11 protein-coding genes are annotated in these 16,086 nt (G+C 66.6%); 7 read left to right on the top strand and 4 right to left on the bottom strand.

What is annotated here, in order from left to right:
- Window positions 1-2 precede the first annotated feature (2 nt).
- Together ACY65G_RS29010 and ACY65G_RS29005 are read right to left on the bottom strand one after the other, a co-directional pair.
- Window positions 3-1,040 (bottom strand): glycoside hydrolase family 43 protein, encoded by a 1,038-nt coding sequence (locus tag ACY65G_RS29010; protein ID WP_465000755.1) that lies wholly within the window; start codon window positions 1,038-1,040, stop codon window positions 3-5.
- Between the two features lie 129 nt (window positions 1,041-1,169).
- Window positions 1,170-2,537, bottom strand: coding sequence for a chloride channel protein (locus ACY65G_RS29005; protein ID WP_465000754.1), 1,368 nt, complete (start codon window positions 2,535-2,537; stop codon window positions 1,170-1,172).
- 165 nt (window positions 2,538-2,702) lie between these two features.
- Between ACY65G_RS29005 and ACY65G_RS29000 the strand changes: the two genes are divergently transcribed.
- Window positions 2,703-4,001 (top strand): glycoside hydrolase family 28 protein, encoded by a 1,299-nt coding sequence (locus tag ACY65G_RS29000; RefSeq protein WP_465000753.1) that lies wholly within the window; start codon window positions 2,703-2,705, stop codon window positions 3,999-4,001.
- 16 nt (window positions 4,002-4,017) lie between these two features.
- Here ACY65G_RS29000 and ACY65G_RS28995 read toward each other — a convergent pair whose 3' ends face one another.
- Window positions 4,018-5,109 carry a glycoside hydrolase family 43 protein gene (locus ACY65G_RS28995; protein WP_465000752.1) on the bottom strand — a complete coding sequence of 364 codons (1,092 nt, stop codon included), beginning with the start codon at window positions 5,107-5,109 and terminating at the stop codon, window positions 4,018-4,020.
- Between the two features lie 268 nt (window positions 5,110-5,377).
- Here ACY65G_RS28995 and ACY65G_RS28990 point away from each other — a divergent pair, with 268 nt between their 5' ends.
- The 6 genes from ACY65G_RS28990 (at window position 5,378) to ACY65G_RS28965 (ending at window position 15,030) form a co-directional block, all read left to right on the top strand.
- A complete protein-coding gene (locus ACY65G_RS28990; protein ID WP_465000751.1) occupies window positions 5,378-6,178 on the top strand; it encodes a TorF family putative porin in 801 nt (266 codons plus the stop codon).
- A gap of 59 nt (window positions 6,179-6,237) precedes the next feature.
- On the top strand, window positions 6,238-8,169 hold the full coding sequence (locus ACY65G_RS28985) for a methyl-accepting chemotaxis protein (protein ID WP_465000750.1): 1,932 nt from the start codon (window positions 6,238-6,240) through the stop codon (window positions 8,167-8,169).
- Window positions 8,170-8,559: 390 nt separating this feature from the next.
- Window positions 8,560-9,735, top strand: a complete 1,176-nt coding sequence (locus ACY65G_RS28980) for a cyanophycinase (RefSeq protein WP_465000749.1) — start codon at window positions 8,560-8,562, stop codon at window positions 9,733-9,735.
- A 487-nt stretch (window positions 9,736-10,222) separates the two neighbouring features.
- Entirely contained in the window at window positions 10,223-10,921 is a 699-nt protein-coding gene (locus ACY65G_RS28975) for a MarC family protein (protein WP_465000748.1), read from the top strand.
- 191 nt (window positions 10,922-11,112) lie between these two features.
- On the top strand, window positions 11,113-12,450 hold the full coding sequence (locus ACY65G_RS28970; RefSeq protein ID WP_465000747.1) for a sugar MFS transporter: 1,338 nt from the start codon (window positions 11,113-11,115) through the stop codon (window positions 12,448-12,450).
- Between the two features lie 15 nt (window positions 12,451-12,465).
- Window positions 12,466-15,030 (top strand): family 20 glycosylhydrolase, encoded by a 2,565-nt coding sequence (locus ACY65G_RS28965; protein WP_465000746.1) that lies wholly within the window; start codon window positions 12,466-12,468, stop codon window positions 15,028-15,030.
- 16 nt (window positions 15,031-15,046) lie between these two features.
- Here the strand turns inward: ACY65G_RS28965 and ACY65G_RS28960 are convergent, their stop codons facing one another.
- On the bottom strand, window positions 15,047-16,078 hold the full coding sequence (locus tag ACY65G_RS28960) for a glycoside hydrolase family 43 protein (protein WP_465000745.1): 1,032 nt from the start codon (window positions 16,076-16,078) through the stop codon (window positions 15,047-15,049).
- Window positions 16,079-16,086: the final 8 nt, after the last annotated feature.

Raw genomic sequence — 16,086 nt, 5'->3', positions numbered from 1 at the left:
GGCTACCGCGTGTCCGCTACCTTGCCCGCCACCTTGTCCGCCGCCTTGTCCGCCACCGGTTCGCCGAAGTCCGGCGTGCCGTCCGCGCGCCACGCGATCGCCTGCGCGCGGGTATGGCGGTTCGGATCGTTCAGCGAATCCCCCGGGATATGCTCGTAGCCGCGCGCGTGGTACACGAGGATGTCGGTCTTGCCATCGGGCGTGGTGGTAAACGAGTTGTGCCCCGGGCCGTACTGGCCGGTGGCCTTGCTGCTCGCGAAGACGGGCTTCGGCGACTTCGTCCACGACTTCGCATCGAGCAGGTTCGCCCCGGCATCGGCCGTGAGCATGCCCAGCGCATAGTTCGCATCCGTGGCGCTGGCCGAGTAGGTGACGAACACGCGGCCGTTCTTCACCAGCACGGCGGGCGCCTCGTTGACGTCGAACTTCACCTTTTCCCACGGATGTTCGGGCGTGGTCAGCAAGGTTGCCGGGCCCTTGATCGACAGCGGCGACGCCATTTCCGCGATATACACGGCCGTCATGTGCTTGTCCGACGCGGGCGGGCGCTGTGTCCACAGCAGGTAGCGCCGGCCGTCCAGGGCGAACGTGGTGGCGTCGAGCGCGAACACTTCCCAGCCTGTCTTGAGCTGGCCGCGCTCCCGCCACGTGCCCTCGAGCGGGTTGGCGGCGTCGTTTTCGAGCACGTACAGGCGGATGTCCATCGGCGCATCGGAGCGCCCGGCGGTGAAATAGATGTACCACTTGCCGTCGATGCGGTGCATCTCGGGCGCCCAGATGCTGGCCGCCATCTCCCCGGCAGCATGCTTGCGCCAGACGACCTTGCTCTCGCCCTTGCCGATCCCGTTCAGGTCGCGCGCGCGGCGCACCTCGATGCGGTCGTATTCGGGCACCGTGGCGGTCAGGTAGTAATAACCATCGGGCTGCAGGGTCACGTGGGGATCGGCGCGCTGGGTCACCAGGGGGTTGTCGAACACCGGGGCGGCGCCCGCGGTGGAGAAGACCAGGGCGGCAAGTAAGGGCAGGGAGCGGTAGGGCATGTCTCGAAGATATTGTTCTGGTGCGGGGAGTGTGCCACCACCCCCGCCCCGCGCGCCAATCACTTTTGCCGGCGCCGGGATGCCCGAATCGGTATCGGCGGCCCGCACCGCCGGCCGCGCAGGCCGCCGTCAGGGGGATGGAGCCGCCTGATCGCCGGCCGGAACCGGCTGCCGATCAGGCCGTGGCGGCAACTGCAGGGCGGCGAGGGCGCCATACAGCGGCGGACTCAGTACCCGCGACACGGTGCTGGCAACGACGGCGCAGGCCATCAGGCTGAGCACCATGCCGTGGCCGTCCACCATTTCCATCACGATGATGAAGGCGGTCAGCGGCGCCTGCGTGGCGGCGGCGAGGAATCCCACCATGCCCAGCGCGATCAGTGCCGCGCCCTGTGCGCAGCCGGTCAGCTGGGCGATGTCGCTGCCCATGGCCGCGCCGATCGACAGCGACGGCGCGAAGATGCCGGCCGGGACGCCCGACCACGCCGTCAGCCATGTGGCGACGAACTTGAATATCGCGAACGCGCCCGGCACGCCGCCGCCTTGCTCGAGCAGGGCACGGGTGGCGTCGTTGCCGCTGCCCCAGGTGGCGCCGGCGCTCAGCGTGCCGATCACGGCAACGAGGAAGCCGCAGCCGACGGCGAAGCGCACCGGATAGCAGGCGCGCCAGCGGCTCGGCAGGTCCGGCGACGTGCCGCGCAGGCTGGCCAGCAGCAGGCGCGCGAACAGGCCGCCCGCCAGCCCGGTGGCCAGCGCCACCAGCAGGCCCGGCCACAGCAGCGGCAGGCCGATCGGGCCGGGGTGGATCACGCCGAAATGCGCGCCGTTGCCGTAGGCCGAGACGGCGATCAGGCCGGCCAGTACGATGCCGGCCACGATCAGGCCGCTGTTGCGCTGTTCCGGGGTGCGCGACAGTTCTTCGATCGCGAACATCACGCCGCCCAGCGGCGTGTTGAACGCGGCCGCGATGCCGGCGGCGCCGCCGGCCACCAGCAGCGAATGGGCGGACACGCCGCTGTGGCGCGGCAGCCAGCGGCGCGCCGTCAGCATGATGCCGGCAGCGATCTGCACGGATGGCCCCTCGCGGCCCAGCGACAGCCCACCCAGCAGCCCGCCCGCCGTCAGCCCGATCTTGGCGATGCTGAGCCGCGCCGAGACGAGCAGCGGCCGCCGGCCGCCGGACAGGGCGGGGTCGAGCGCCGCCACCACTTGCGGAATGCCGGACCCGCCAGCGCCGCGCGCGTAGCGGCGTGTCAGCCAGACGATGGCGCCGCAGACCAGCGGCGTCCACAGCAGCGGCAGCCACCAGGCCAGCCGTGTCATGCCGAGGAACAGCGCCAGCGCCGTTTCGGCCAGCCAGGTGAAGCCGACGACGACCAGCCCCGCCGCGGCGGCCGCACCCACGACCACGATGCGGGTGGCCCACAGGCGTGGCGAGGCGAATTCGCGTCGAAAGGCGGAACGGAGGTCGTGCGGAGGGCTTGCGGGCGGATGCATGGGGGCGGCCAGACAGGGAAGACCACCATTATAAAGATTTTTGCAGGTATATTCCTGCGAATGTATTTTTTTCGCCCAATCAAGTTCCTGAGAGAATGGCCTGCGCCGCTGGCTTGCCCGCGCGGGCGGCTTTACGATGGCCCGTCGACCCTGATGAAAGCCAGCATGTCCGCTATTTCCTCCGCCCGCCGCAGCGTCACCCTGTCGCTGCTGGCCACGCCCTTCCTCGCGCTGCCGGCCTGCGCCACGCTGGGCGATGCCCGGCGCGTCGCGATCACCGGTTTTGGCGCCGTGGCCGATGACAAGACCGTCAACACGGCCGCGATCCAGAAGGCCATCGACCACGTGGCCGCGCAGGGCGGCGGCACGGTGGTAGTGCCGGCCGGCGTGTTCGTCAGCGGCGCGCTGTTCCTCAAGCCGAAGGTGAACCTGCACCTGGACAAGGGCGCCGTGCTGAAATGCTCGACGGACGTGTCGAACTTCCCCGCGCAGCGCACCCGCATCGAAGGGCATTTCGCGCCCAGTTTCAACCCCGCGCTGCTCAATGCGAACGGCTGCGACGGCCTGACGATTTCCGGCGAAGGCACGCTCGACGGCGCGGGGCGGCCGATCTGGGACCGCTTCTGGCAGCTGCGCAATGCCGCGCCGGACCCGCACAACTTCGCCAACATCAGCGTGCCGCGCGCCCGCCTGGCGCTGATCGAACGGTCGCGCGGCGTGACCGTGGAGGGCGTCACGTTCAAGGATTCGCAGTTCTGGAACCTGCACCTGTACCGTTGCCAGGACGTGACGGTGCGCGGTGCGCGTTTCGAAGTGCCGGACGACTACAAGCAGGCACCCAGCACCGATGGCGTGGACCTGGACAGCTGCCAGCGCGTGACGATCGAAAACTGCTATTTCTCCGTGACGGACGACTGCATCGCCGCCAAGGGTTCGAAGGGCCCGTTCGCGATGGACGACAAGGACAGCCCGCCCGTGGAACAGATCCGCGTGCGCAATTGCGAGTTCCGCCGGGGCCATGGCGTGATGACGCTGGGCAGTGAAGCCACCATCGTGCGCGACGTCATCGTGGAAAACTGCAAGGTGGGGCCGGGCGTCTCCAACGTGGCCGTGCTGAAGTTGCGGGCCGACACGCCCCAGCATTACGAGAATATCCACTTCCGCGGCCTCACGCTCGACTCGGAGCGCGGCCTGATCGTGGCCTTCCGCCCATGGACCCAGTACTTCAACCTGAAGGGCGCGCCGCCGCCGAAGTCGGTCGTGCGCAACATCAGCCTCGTCGACATCAAGGGCCGCTTCGGCAGCTTCGGCAAGATCGCGCCCAACCCGGGCCAGACGGAAATCGCCGACATCCTGCTGAAGGATATCGACGTCGACCTGAAGACAGGCACGCTGGATGCGTCGGGGGCGAGCAACCTGCGGCTGGAAAACGTGCGCGTCAACGGCAAGCCGCTGACGCTGTAGGCCTCCCGACGGCGGGCTACCGCGCCGGCTTGCAGTGGTCCCGTTCCGGTGGAGAAGGCGCCATCACATGGTCGCCGTCGAGGTCCACGCGCTGGTTCAGGATCTCGAGCCTGCCGCCGGCGTCGCGCACTTCATACAGCTTGCCGCGCGCGTTCTTGAACGGCCGGTGCACCACCAGCATGCGCTTGCCGTCGAACGTGTCGAACAGCATGCCGTGGCCCGAATCGCGCCGCACGATCGGTTCGAGCTGTTCCCAGGGGCCGGCCAGCTCGCCCGATGCCGAGCGCGCCACCGACTGCACGTAGCCGTTGCGGTCATAGCTCGACCACAGCATCAACAGGCTGCCATCCTTCGACGGGTACAGCTGCGGCCCATCGGTCACGTAAACATTGGTCTTTGCCGGTGTGCCGTCCGGCGCCACCGGGCGTTGCCCGTTCGACCAGGGCGCGCTCGACGCCTTGAACAGCAGTTTCGGCGGACCGGCCGGCTTCAGGTCCTGCGTCAGCGGCAGCGCCTCGATGGTGCCGTCGCCCGCCTGGATCCACTCGTGGGCATAGACATAGGAGGGCTTGCCGGCGCGGTCGACGTACAGCGTGCCGTCCAGGGTCATCCGGTCCGCCGGTGCCACCGGTTCGCCGCCGTTCGCCACCGTGAACGGCCCCTCCGGGCGGTCGGCCACCGCCATCACGGTGCCGCGGCGGTAGGCCGGCCAGCCCGAGGCGGACGGCGTGGCGATGGTGGCGCCTTCGTTGTGCAGCGTGGTGAACAAATAGTACTTGCCGTGCCACGCATGCACTTCCGGTGCCCAGGCGCCGCCTTTCGCCCACGTGCCTTCGGGCAGCCTGAAGACCACCTTCGGCGTCGCCCACGACTTCAGGTCGCGGCTCGTGTAAGCCATGATGCCGATGCCGCATTCGCCACTCACCGACGGCACGTTCGACGTGTACAGGTAATACGTGCCGCTGGCCTTGTCGGCCACGATATACGGATCGTGCAGCGGCATGTCGGGCATCGCCAGCTGCCGTGGTTCGGCGGCACCGGCCGGCAGTGCCAGTGCAGCCAGCAGGATTGCCGGCAAGAGTGATGTCGTGATGACGCGTCGTTTCATGGGGTCTCCGCAGGATGTAACGGCCGAGTGTAGCCGACCGTGCCCGTCCGAAGAAGGGTTGGCCCGATCAACCGGGTGAGCGGTTCCGCAGTGCTTTGTTGTATCGCCGACGCACCGGGCCCAAAAAGCCGTGGACGTAAACGCACGTTTCAATGCGATAGGCACTGACCGCCGTTATTATTGCCCAGTGGATACAAATCCCGCCCCTGAGCACCGCCGTCCGGTTCTTTTTACCGGCATGTCCGCCACTACCTCACTCGACAGTCATATGAATCAAGCCCAACAGTGGAGCCGTGCGCTCCTGCCCGTGCTTTGCCTTGCCATGTTCACGGGCGCGCATGCTTCCGACAACGGCACCGACACCGCACCGCAGGCGGCGCAATGGACCGCGACGACCGGCGTCGTCTCGCAATATGTCTCGCGCGGCATCCGCCAGAGCTGGGGCAAACCCGCGGTGCAGGGCGGCGTCGACTATGTGCGGCCGGACGGCTGGTCCGCCGGCACGTGGGCGTCGACGGTCAGCGACCGCTACATGGAAGACGGGCGCGTGGAATGGGACCTGTATGGCGGCTACAGCGGCAGCACCGGCGCCATCGGCTACAGCGTGATGGCGTATTACTACGCCTATCCGGGTGCCCGGATGAGCGCGACCGGCGACCGGTTCGACTATGCCGAACTGGCGCTGGGCCTCACGTGGCGCGCCGCCTATGCAAAGTACTATCGCACCGTCAGCGCCATGTTCTTCGGCATTCCCGATTCGCGCGGCACGGGCTACCTCGACGTGGGCGCCAACCCCGATCTCGGCAACGGCTGGACGCTGAACCTGCACGCGGGCGACGGCCGCGTCGCCGGCGCGGGCAACGACATCTGGAACTGGCGCGACGCCAAGGCCGGCGTGACGAAGGACCTGGGCGGCGGCTGGAGCGCCTCCGTCGCGGTCACGCGCGCCTGGGGCCGCACGGGCGCCTACAAGACCTACACGACGGGCATACCGGACCGCGCCGGGAACTTGTGCTACGCGAACGTGGCAAAGGCAACGGCCATCGTGGGCGTAAGCCGCACGTTCTGACGCACATTCGGACGCACATTCGGACGCACATTCGGATTCAGCAATCGATGGAGAGCAGCATGACCTTACTTCGCAACCTTTCCCTGAACGCCCGCATCGGCATCGCCGTGACCACGCTCGTGGTCGTGAGCCTGGCGCTGGTGGCAACGATCACCGGCTTGCACAACCGCGACAGCGCGGTGGACGCGGCCATGCGCCTCGCGCGCGTTTCCGTGGAATCGGCAGCCGCCACGCTGTCGGGCCGCATCGAGTCGAATTACGCCTCGGCGACCACGCTGGCCAATACGGTCAGCGCTGCGCTGGCGGCGGAGCGCGGCCTGGCGCGCGAACAGGTGGATGCCGCATCGATGGCCGTGCTGCGCGGTTCCGACGACCTGATGGGCGTTTCCGTGACGATGGAACCGAACGCGCTCGATGGCCGCGATGCCGAATTCGCGGGCCAGAAGCCGCGCTTCGACGCGACCGGCCGCTACATGCCGTATTTCACGCGCCAGGCCGACGGCGGTATCCACATCGAACCGACCACGTTCAGCGACAAGCCCGGTGCCAACGACTGGTACGACGTGCCGAAGAAGACCGGCAAGCGCTATCTCACGGAACCGACCACCTATCCCGTCGCCGGCAAGGATGTGCTGATGGTGTCGCTGATGGCGCCTGTCGTCGTGGCGGGCCAGGTCAAGGGCGTGGTCAGCACCGACTTCCTGCTGACGAAGCTGGGCGATATCCTGGCCGGCATGAAGACGGTGGAAGAGGGCAGGCTGGCGCTGGTGTCGAACGAAGGCCTGTACGCCAGCCACCCGGACGCGGCGCGCAACGGCAAGAAGGCCGACGACGTGCCTGCAGCCGCGCTGGCGGCCGTGCGCGCCGGCCAGCCGTACGAATACGAAGCCGACGGCATCGTCAACCTGGTGCAGCCGCTGCGCATCTCGGGCGGCGTGGCGCCGTGGGCCGTACGGCTGGCGTTTCCGAAAAGCGTGGCCACCGCGCCGGCGCACAAGCTGATGATGTACACGGCGATCGCCTCCTTGCTGTGCGCCGCCGTCGCGGCCGCGGTGATGCTCTTCGTGCTGGGCCGCCTGACCCGGCCGCTGCGCGAACTGGCCCGCACGATGACGCAGCTGGCCGGCGGCAATGCCGACCTGACGAAGCGGCTGGCGGTGAAGGGCAACGATGAACTGGCCGTCATCGGCAATGGCTTCAATACCTTCGCCGGCAAGATCGAAGCGGTGCTGGCGCGCGTGCGCGACAGTTCCGCCAGCGTGGCCGTCGCCAGCAGCGAAATCAGCCAGGGCAATGCCGACCTGTCGGCCCGCACCGAACAGCAGGCCAGCGCGCTGGAAGAAACGGCGGCGTCGATGGAAGAACTGACCAGCACCGTGAAGCAGAATTCGGACAATGCCGCGCAGGCGCGCCAGCTGGCCGCCAACGCCTCCGGCGTGGCGACACGCGGTGGCGCCGTGGTGGCCGAAGTGGTCGAGACGATGGCCGCCATCAATGCGTCGTCGACGAAGGTGGTCGATATCATCGCCGTCATCGACGGCATCGCGTTCCAGACCAATATCCTGGCGCTGAACGCGGCGGTGGAAGCCGCGCGTGCCGGCGAACAGGGCCGCGGCTTCGCCGTGGTGGCCAGCGAGGTGCGCAACCTGGCCCAGCGTTCGGCCAGCGCAGCCAAGGAAATCAAGGGATTGATCGGCGACTCTGTCGCCCAGGTCGAACGCGGCAGCGCGTTGGTGCAGGGTGCCGGCGCCACGATGGAGGAAGTGGTGACGAGCGTGCGCGGCGTGGCCGACATCATCGCCGGCATCGCCGCCGCCAGCGTGGAGCAGAGTGCCGGCATCGGCCAGGTCACGCAGGCCGTCGGCCAGATGGATGGCGTGACGCAGCAGAATGCCGCGCTGGTCGAGGAAGCGGCCGCCGCCGCGGAGAGCCTGCAGCAGCAGGCGGCGACGCTGGTGGCGCTGGTGGGGGAGTTCAGGATCGGTGCGTAAGGTTTCGAAACTTTGTACGGTCCAAAGAAGCCGCTCGGTCCCCTGGGCGGTTTTGCCTCTCCACCAGGGGGCAGGCTGTAGAACGTTGCGGCAACTAGTCGTTTGAAAAGACTCGGCCAATGGTTTTGCGTTGAGCTGCTTTCATGTGACTCGACGTCGTAGCGTTCAATCCGTGCCGGGATTCCCCGCCGGCGCAGCCAGGCCGGATGCGCCGTTGAAGCGACTGCTCGGTCAGCAATGATTCATCGTGCGCATCAGGAATGCCGGCATGCGTATAGTGCTGACTTCCGCACGGGGCGGGTGGCTTCCAGCCGGCAGCGGCGGCGAACCAGGCATCTGTCGCAGCGGGGGAACAGACGGCTGCCTGACAACGTACTCACTCTGGGAAGCATGAAGCGCATCTACCGATCACATCTCGCGCCCTTCATTTCCGTAGCTCTGCTGCTGTTATTCGGCTGGGGGCAGCCGCTGTACGCACAGGAAGAGGGCTACAGCTATTTTTCAGTGGGGGAGCCGATGGCGAAGGTCGCACGCCTGGACCGCAAGTCCCGGTCGAGCGTGGTGCTCATGGGCGGTGGCCCGGATGTCGACCAGGCATTCCGATGGATGATCCAGCAAGCGGGTATCAGGCCGGGCTCGGGCGGTCGATTTGTCGTGCTGCGGGCGAGTGGCAGGGATGCCTACAATCCTTACATCTTTTACAGTGGTACGGGCCTGCAGACGGACTCGCCCGCAGCACGAAACTGGGTGGGCGGGGCGGCTCTGGGCTTGAGTTCGGTCGAAACACTGGTCATTCGCAGCAGGGCTGCCGCCAATAACCAGTTCGTGAACGACATCGTTCGCCAGGCCGACGTCGTCTTCATCGCTGGCGGCGACCAAAGCCGCTATATCCGTTTCTGGAAAAACACCGGCCTGGACCGGACGTTGATGGAACTGTTAAGCAAGAATATTCCGATTGGCGGCACCAGCGCAGGATTGGCGATCCTGGGGGAATACAGCTTTGCAGCCCTGCACGGGTCCATCGATTCGACGGCGGCACTTTCCGATCCGTTCGACCCTCGTATCACGATGGATCCGGAGCGGCGGGATGCAGGCAGGAGCTTTCTCAATCCCGCGCCGCTGGCGGGGGTGCTCACAGACTCCCATTTCGATCGGCGCAAAAGGATGGGACGCCTGGTCGCGTTCCTGGCGCGGCTCAATGGTGCCGCGGCATCGTCAGGCTGCGTTGGCGAGGTGTTGCCGCAGGCTGCGGACGAGAATACGTCGATACGGGGTATCGGCGTCAGTGAACAAACCGCGCTGCTCGTCGAAAGCACGCCGGATGGCAACGAGTTCATCGCGCGCCGGATCAGGAATCCATGGAGCGACAACGAGGGCGCAGTCTATTTCGTGCGGCCGCTGGCGCCACCGCGCGAGTGCGGGACGGGCGTCCCGCTGTCGATCGACAAGATCGAAATCAGGAAACTTTCGGATTCCAACGCGGTATTCAACCTTTCGGACTGGTCGGGAGTCGAGGCCTACATCGTCAACGTCGACGACGGACACTTCGATCGCTCGCCTTATTAGCGCGTACGGCGTATCGCCGTGGGACCGCCCGAGCAATGCTGATCAGCCGGCGCAGCGCCTGCGCCGGGTCACGCCAGTTCGATGACGAATTCCCGAAGCTGATTGCCTCTCGCAACGGACAATCGCTCCGCCCTGCATGGGAATGGTCATGGCCGCACACTTGCACAGCCTGTGGTGTGCTGCCGATAGGCCGGTTGAGTTACATTCTGCCAAAAGCGCGATGCGCCTAATGAACGCCACTACGGGGAACAGATCATTGTTTGAACAAGTCAAAGGACAAGTCGGGGCCACCAGTGAACAAACGGAGCCGGCCTGCTTATAGGCGGACTCGTCAACTGCATCGGAGCGTCGTCGTGGCAGCAGTACTCGCCTGTGTCAATGGTCGTGTTCCTTCGGGGAGCCGGATCGGGCCGGATCTGGCCTCGCGGCACCAATACGCAGTCGGGCAGTTAGGCGATCGGCAGCAAAGTCCATTCCTCGAGGTGCAATGACAGTCGAATTAACGCTGGCGGCGGCCAGGAGCTTTCTCTTTGTACTGGTGACGATGTTACCAATTCTCAATCCTGCCGCGACCGCTCCCATTTTCTTGAGCATGACCGAAGGCGCGTCGCCCACGACCCGAACGCTGCTTGCCCGCCGCATTGCGCGCAATATGTTCTGGCTGATGACGGGTTCGATGCTGATCGGGTCTTACGTGCTGGATTTTTTTGGCATCTCGCTGCCCATCGTGCGTGTCGGTGGCGGGTTGATCCTCGCTGCCGTGGCATGGCGCCTGCTTGGCGCGACGCCTTCCACGCCGGATAGTCGCGCCGCCCTGGCCGAGGCCTATACGCCGGACCATGCCTACCAGCAGGCCTTCTATCCGCTCACCTTTCCGATAAGCTGCGGTCCCGCCTCGATCTCGGTTGCCATCACGGTGGGCGTCACGCTGCATGACGAAAAGGTCGTGCTGTCCGTGGCCCGCATGGGAGCTGCGATGACAGCCCTGGCTGTCATCGCAGTATTGCTTTATCTCGCGTTTCGCTATGGAGAGCACTTCCTTCGCCTGATCGGTGAGGCAGGCACTGCGGTATTTCTGCGTCTTACGGCCTTCATTCTCCTGTGTCTCGGCGTGCAGATCGTGTGGGATGGACTGAGTGAACTGGTGCTCGAGATGATTGCGGTCTCCCGGTATCCGGTCGTCTGACCGATGTTGCCTTTACGCGTTGGCGCACCGTCCAGCGAGCCGGAAACGTGACGGGACCATGCATACCACTTGCCACTGGTCTTTAAGCGGTACTACTGCTAGCATGACTCACCGACAACACAGGGGAGCCGCATGCACCAGCCCACGATCACCCGACCGGCCGCACGATCCGTCACGGCGAGTACCGCAACATGGAAATGAGCGCCGGCGACCGGGCAGGGCGCACCGGCAACGGATCGCGCGAGGTGGTGGTCGGCATGCTGTTCGTGGGGCTGCTGTTCTTCATCCTCGGCTTCGTGACGTGGCTGAACGGGTCGCTGGTGCCGTTCCTGAAGATCGTCTGCGGCCTCAACAACTTCCAGGCGCTGTGGGTCACCTTCGCGTTCTACATCGCCTACACGGTCATGGCGCTGCCGTCGGCGGCCGTGCTGCGCCGCACCGGTTACAAGAACGGCATGACGATCGGCCTGGGCATCATGGGCCTGGGCGCGCTGCTGTTCATCCCGGCCGCCTACAGCACGCGCTACGAACTGTTCCTGGCCGCGCTGTTCACGCTGGCCACCGGCATGACCTTGATGCAGACGGCCATCAATCCGTATATCGTCTGCCTCGGCCCGCGCGAGAGCGCCGCCATGCGCATCAGCATCATGGGCCTGTTCAACAAGGGTGCCGGCGTCGTGGTGCCGTTGATCTTCACGTCGCTGATGCTGGCCGATATCGACAATTTTTCGCACGCCGCACTGTCGTCGCTCGATACCGCCACGCGCGCGGCGCTGGCACAGCGGCTCGCGTTCCCGTATGGCTGCATGGCCGGGCTGCTGTTCGCGATCATGGTGTTCATCCATTTCTCCAGCCTGCGCGACATCCCGCCGGAAGTCGACGAACCCGGTGCGCAAGTCGAGCGGACAGGCGTGCTGCAGTTCCCGCAGCTGGTGCTGGGCGCGCTGGCGCTGTTCGCCTACGTGGGCGTGGAAGTCATCGCCGCCGACACCATCGGCCTGTATGGCCATGAACTGAACGTCGCCAATTTCGGCGTGCTCACGTCATACACGATGGTGTGCATGGTGCTCGGCTACCTGGTCGGCGTGGTGGCGATTCCCCGCTACCTGTCGCAGCACCGCGCGCTGCTGCTGTCGGCGATCGTCGGCATCGTGTTCACCATCGGTGTCGTGACCGGTTCCATGCATTCGACCGGCATCTCGACGGCCCTGCTGGGCTGGACGGGGATCGCACCGGTACCCGATACCGTCATGTGCCTGGCGCTGCTCGGTCTTGCCAATGCGCTCGTATGGCCGGCCATCTGGCCGCTGGCGTTGCAGGGGCTGGGGCGTTACACGGCCAGCGGTTCGGCGGTGCTGATCATGGCGATCTGCGGCGGGGCCGTGCTGCCGCTGCTGTATGGCCACTTGTCCGACCTGGCGTCGGCGCGCGACGCCTACTGGCTGCTGCTGCCGTGCTACCTGCTGATCCTGTGGTATGCCGCGAGCGGCCACAAGCTGCGCAGCTGGCGCCCGGCCCGCCAACCATAACGAACGGAGACTTGTTTGGGACATCGAACGAATGCCTGGGGCCGCGCCATGGCCGCGCCATTGCTGCTTGCTCTTCTGGCACCGGCAGTGCCGCTTGCCCTGGCCGCACAACCCGGGCAGCAAGCCGCATCGAAGGCGCCGGATGGCGCGGCCAATGGCGCCAGGCTGCAACTGCGCTGGGAATTGCAGCGCAACGTGTTCAGCGACGCGGCGCCGCACGGCCGCACGCAGGCGCGCCTCATCGTAAAAAACAACGACAGCCAGCCATTGCCGGCGCAAGGCTGGTCGCTGTATTTCAACAGCATGGATGCACTGCAGACGGGCGCCGTGGGCGGTGGCCTCATGCTGGAGCAGGTGGCCGGTCCGTTCTTCCGCCTGCGCCCCGGCGAAGGCTTCGCGGGGCTGGCGCCGGGCCAGTCGCTCGAAGCCAGCCTGCTGTATCCGTACCGTATCGTCAAGCTGGACAAGGCGCCAGCGGGGCCTTATCTCGTGTACGACACGGCGCCCGACAAGGGCGTGGCCATTCCCGACTATGCGCTGATGCCCGTCACGCGGCCCGAACAGGTGGACACGGGCAAGACCGGCCTGAAGGCGCTTGTCACCCCGGCCGACACGTATCGCCGCAATGCCCGCGCGGACGTGCTGCCGCCGGCCGCCATTCCGCCCGTGCTACCCACGCCGCTGCAACTGCAGGCCGGCACGGGCACGCTGCGCCTGGCCGGCAGCGCAACGGTCACGGCGCCCGCAGCGCTGGCCACCGAAGCGGCACTGGCGCGCACGCTGTTCGGCGCCGGCGGCGCCGCCGTGAAGCTCGCGGTCGGCACGGTGGCGGGGCAATCGTCGCCCGAAGCGTATCGCCTGACCATCGATGCGAACGACGGCATCGCCATCACGGGCAACAGCGCGGCCGGCGTGTTCAATGGCCTGCAGACGCTGCGCGACCTGATGCCGCTGCCCGGCACCGCCGAACCCGCGCTGCCGGTGTTGACGATCGTCGACGCGCCGCGCTTCGGCTATCGCGGCTTCCAGCTCGACGTGGCGCGAAACTTCCACGGCAAGGACACCGTGTTCAAGTGGCTGGACCTGATGGCGCGCCACAAGCTGAACAAGTTCCACTTCCACCTGACCGACGACGAAGGCTGGCGCCTGGAGATCGCCGGCCTGCCGGAACTCACGTCGATCGGCGCCGTGCGCGGCCACAGTGCCAAGCCGGGCGTGCGCCTGCAGCCGGCCTACGGATCCGGCCCCGATCCGAAGAACGCGTCGGGCAGCGGCCATTACAGCCGCGCCGACTATATCGAGATCCTGCGCTACGCGGCGGCCCGCCACATCGAAGTGATTCCGGAAATCGAAATGCCCGGCCATGCGCGCGCCGCCGTGCAGGCGATGGAAGCGCGCTACCACCGGCTCAAGGCGGCGGGCAGCAAGGATGCCGCGAAATACCTGCTGAACGACTTCGACGACCGCTCCGTGTACAAATCGCCGCAGATGTTCAACGACCATGTCGTCAACCCGGGCCTGGAATCGAGTTTTACCTTCATCGACCACGTGGTGGCGGAGATCGTCAAGCTGCACAAGGCCGCCGGGGTGCCGATGCGCACGATCCACATGGGCGGCGACGAACTCCCGGACGGGGCGTGGGAACAGTCGCCCGCGAGCCGCGCCCGCATGCAGAAGGAAAAGCTGGAAACCACGGCCGACCTGTGGGATTACTTCTACGACCGCGTCGATGCGATCGTCAAGAGGCATGGCCTGTTCGCATCCGGCTGGGAAGAAATGGCCTCGCGCAAGACGCAGCTGCACGGGCGCCACAAGCTGATCCCGAATCCGCGCTTCACGCAGCGCGGCTTCTCCGCCTGGGTGTGGAACAACACGGTGGGCGCCGAGGACCTGGCCTACCGCCTGGCCAACGCCGGCTACGACATCGTGCTGGCGCCGGTCACGAAGATGTACATGGACATGTCGCACAACCAGAATCCGGAAGAGCCGGGCGTCAACTGGGGCGCGTACGTGGAGCTGGACGACGTCTACGACTTCATCCCGTTCGACTACCTGAAGAACGCCCCCGGCGAGGCGCGCATCGGCAAGGATGGCCTCACGGACTACGGCAAGCGCCGCATCCGCGGGCTGGAAGCCACGCTGTTCACGGAAACGGTGCGCGACGCCCAGCGCATCGACTACCTCGTGATGCCGCGACTGCTGGCGGTGGCCGAGCGGGCATGGGCGCCGGATCCCGCATGGGCCACGGAGGCCGATGCCGGCAAGGCGGCGGTGCTGCACCGCACCGCGTGGTCCGGTTTCGTCAATGCGCTGGGGCAGCGCGTGCTGCCGCGCCTCGACCTGGAGCGCGCCGGCGTCGATTACCGCATCGCGCCGCCGGGCCTGCTCGTCGAAGGCGGAAAGGTGCTGGCCAACCACGTGCTGCCCGGCCTGGCGCTGCGCTACACGAGCGATGGCAGCGCGCCCACCGCGGCCAGCCCGCTGGTGAGCGGGCCGATCGCGGAACGCGGTGTCATCAAGGTTGCCGCGTTCGACCGCAACGGCCGGCCAGGGCTGGTCGCCAGCGTGGACACCCGCTAGCGGGTTTGGTGCAGGATCAGCGGGGTGGCGGCACCGTCACCCCGGCCTCGGTCTGCACCACCGGTTTCATCGTGCCATCCGGGTTGTATTGCAGGTGTTCGACGGTCACGGCGCGGCGGCCGATCGCGCCGTTCATGTCGCCGACAGCCAGCGTGGCGTTGTGCAGGAACAGGTACCAGTTGTCCTTGAACTGCACGATGCCCGGGTGGATGGTGAAGCTGTACTTGCCCGAACCCGTGAGCAGGCCGCGATAGGTCCACGGGCCATCGATGCTCGTCGCGGTCGAATACGACACGTGCTCGTCGCGCTGCGTGGTGCGGTCCAGCGAAGCGTAGGTGAGGTAGTACAGCTTGCCGCGCTTGTGCAGCCACGGGCCTTCCTCGAAGTGCGGCGGCGTGATCTCGCGGATCGGGCCATCGATCTCCGTCATGTTGGGTTTCAGCTTCGCGATATAGCACTGGCGGTTGCCCCAGGCCAGCCACGTGGTGCCATCGTCGTCGGTGAACACGGTGGGATCGATGTCTTCCCAGCTGTGCGTGCCCTTCGGCGTCATGGCGTTGGTGACGAGCGCCGATCCGCGCGCATCGCGGAACGGGCCGGTCGGCTTGTCGGACACCGCCACGGCGATGGCCTTGCCGGGGTGCGTGGCATCGTGTTCGACGGCGGCATAAAAGTAGAACTTGCCGTTCTTCTCGATCGTTTGCGACGCCCACGCGTCCGCCTTGGCCCACTTGAAATCCTTCACGTGCATGATCGGGCCGTGGTCCTGCCACGTCTTCATGTCCTTCGTCGAGTAGACGAGCCATTCGCGCATATTGAACATCTCGTCGCGCTGCGCCTGGTCGTGGCCCACGTACAGGTACAGCGTGTCGCCGACGACGAGCGGGGCGGGATCGGCCGTGAACTTGTCGCGGATGATCGGGTTCGAACCGGGCGCCTTGCCCATCCCGACCTGCGCGGCCGCCGGCGCGGCCAGTGCGGCCGCGCACAGCGCCGTGACGGCCAGGCGCATCGCCCGGTTTCCTTGCTGTTTCATGGATGCTTTCATGGGATCTC

It is taken from the genome of Pseudoduganella sp. jia 12, from assembly GCF_055502675.1.
This window is presented reverse-complemented; position numbering and strand designations above follow the sequence as displayed.

What these genes read in the sequence shown, in the direction of transcription:
- ACY65G_RS28990 (WP_465000751.1), top strand. Translation starts at nt 5,378, where the DNA reads ATGAATCAAGCCCAACAGTGGAGCCGTGCGCTCCTGCCCGTGCTTTGC.
- ACY65G_RS28995 (WP_465000752.1), bottom strand. Translation starts at nt 5,109, where the DNA reads ATGAAACGACGCGTCATCACGACATCACTCTTGCCGGCAATCCTGCTG.
- ACY65G_RS29010 (WP_465000755.1), bottom strand. Translation starts at nt 1,040, where the DNA reads ATGCCCTACCGCTCCCTGCCCTTACTTGCCGCCCTGGTCTTCTCCACC.
- ACY65G_RS28985 (WP_465000750.1), top strand. Translation starts at nt 6,238, where the DNA reads ATGACCTTACTTCGCAACCTTTCCCTGAACGCCCGCATCGGCATCGCC.
- ACY65G_RS28960 (WP_465000745.1), bottom strand. Translation starts at nt 16,078, where the DNA reads ATGAAAGCATCCATGAAACAGCAAGGAAACCGGGCGATGCGCCTGGCC.
- ACY65G_RS28970 (WP_465000747.1), top strand. Translation starts at nt 11,113, where the DNA reads ATGGAAATGAGCGCCGGCGACCGGGCAGGGCGCACCGGCAACGGATCG.
- ACY65G_RS28980 (WP_465000749.1), top strand. Translation starts at nt 8,560, where the DNA reads ATGAAGCGCATCTACCGATCACATCTCGCGCCCTTCATTTCCGTAGCT.
- ACY65G_RS29005 (WP_465000754.1), bottom strand. Translation starts at nt 2,537, where the DNA reads ATGCATCCGCCCGCAAGCCCTCCGCACGACCTCCGTTCCGCCTTTCGA.
- ACY65G_RS28975 (WP_465000748.1), top strand. Translation starts at nt 10,223, where the DNA reads ATGACAGTCGAATTAACGCTGGCGGCGGCCAGGAGCTTTCTCTTTGTA.
- ACY65G_RS29000 (WP_465000753.1), top strand. Translation starts at nt 2,703, where the DNA reads ATGTCCGCTATTTCCTCCGCCCGCCGCAGCGTCACCCTGTCGCTGCTG.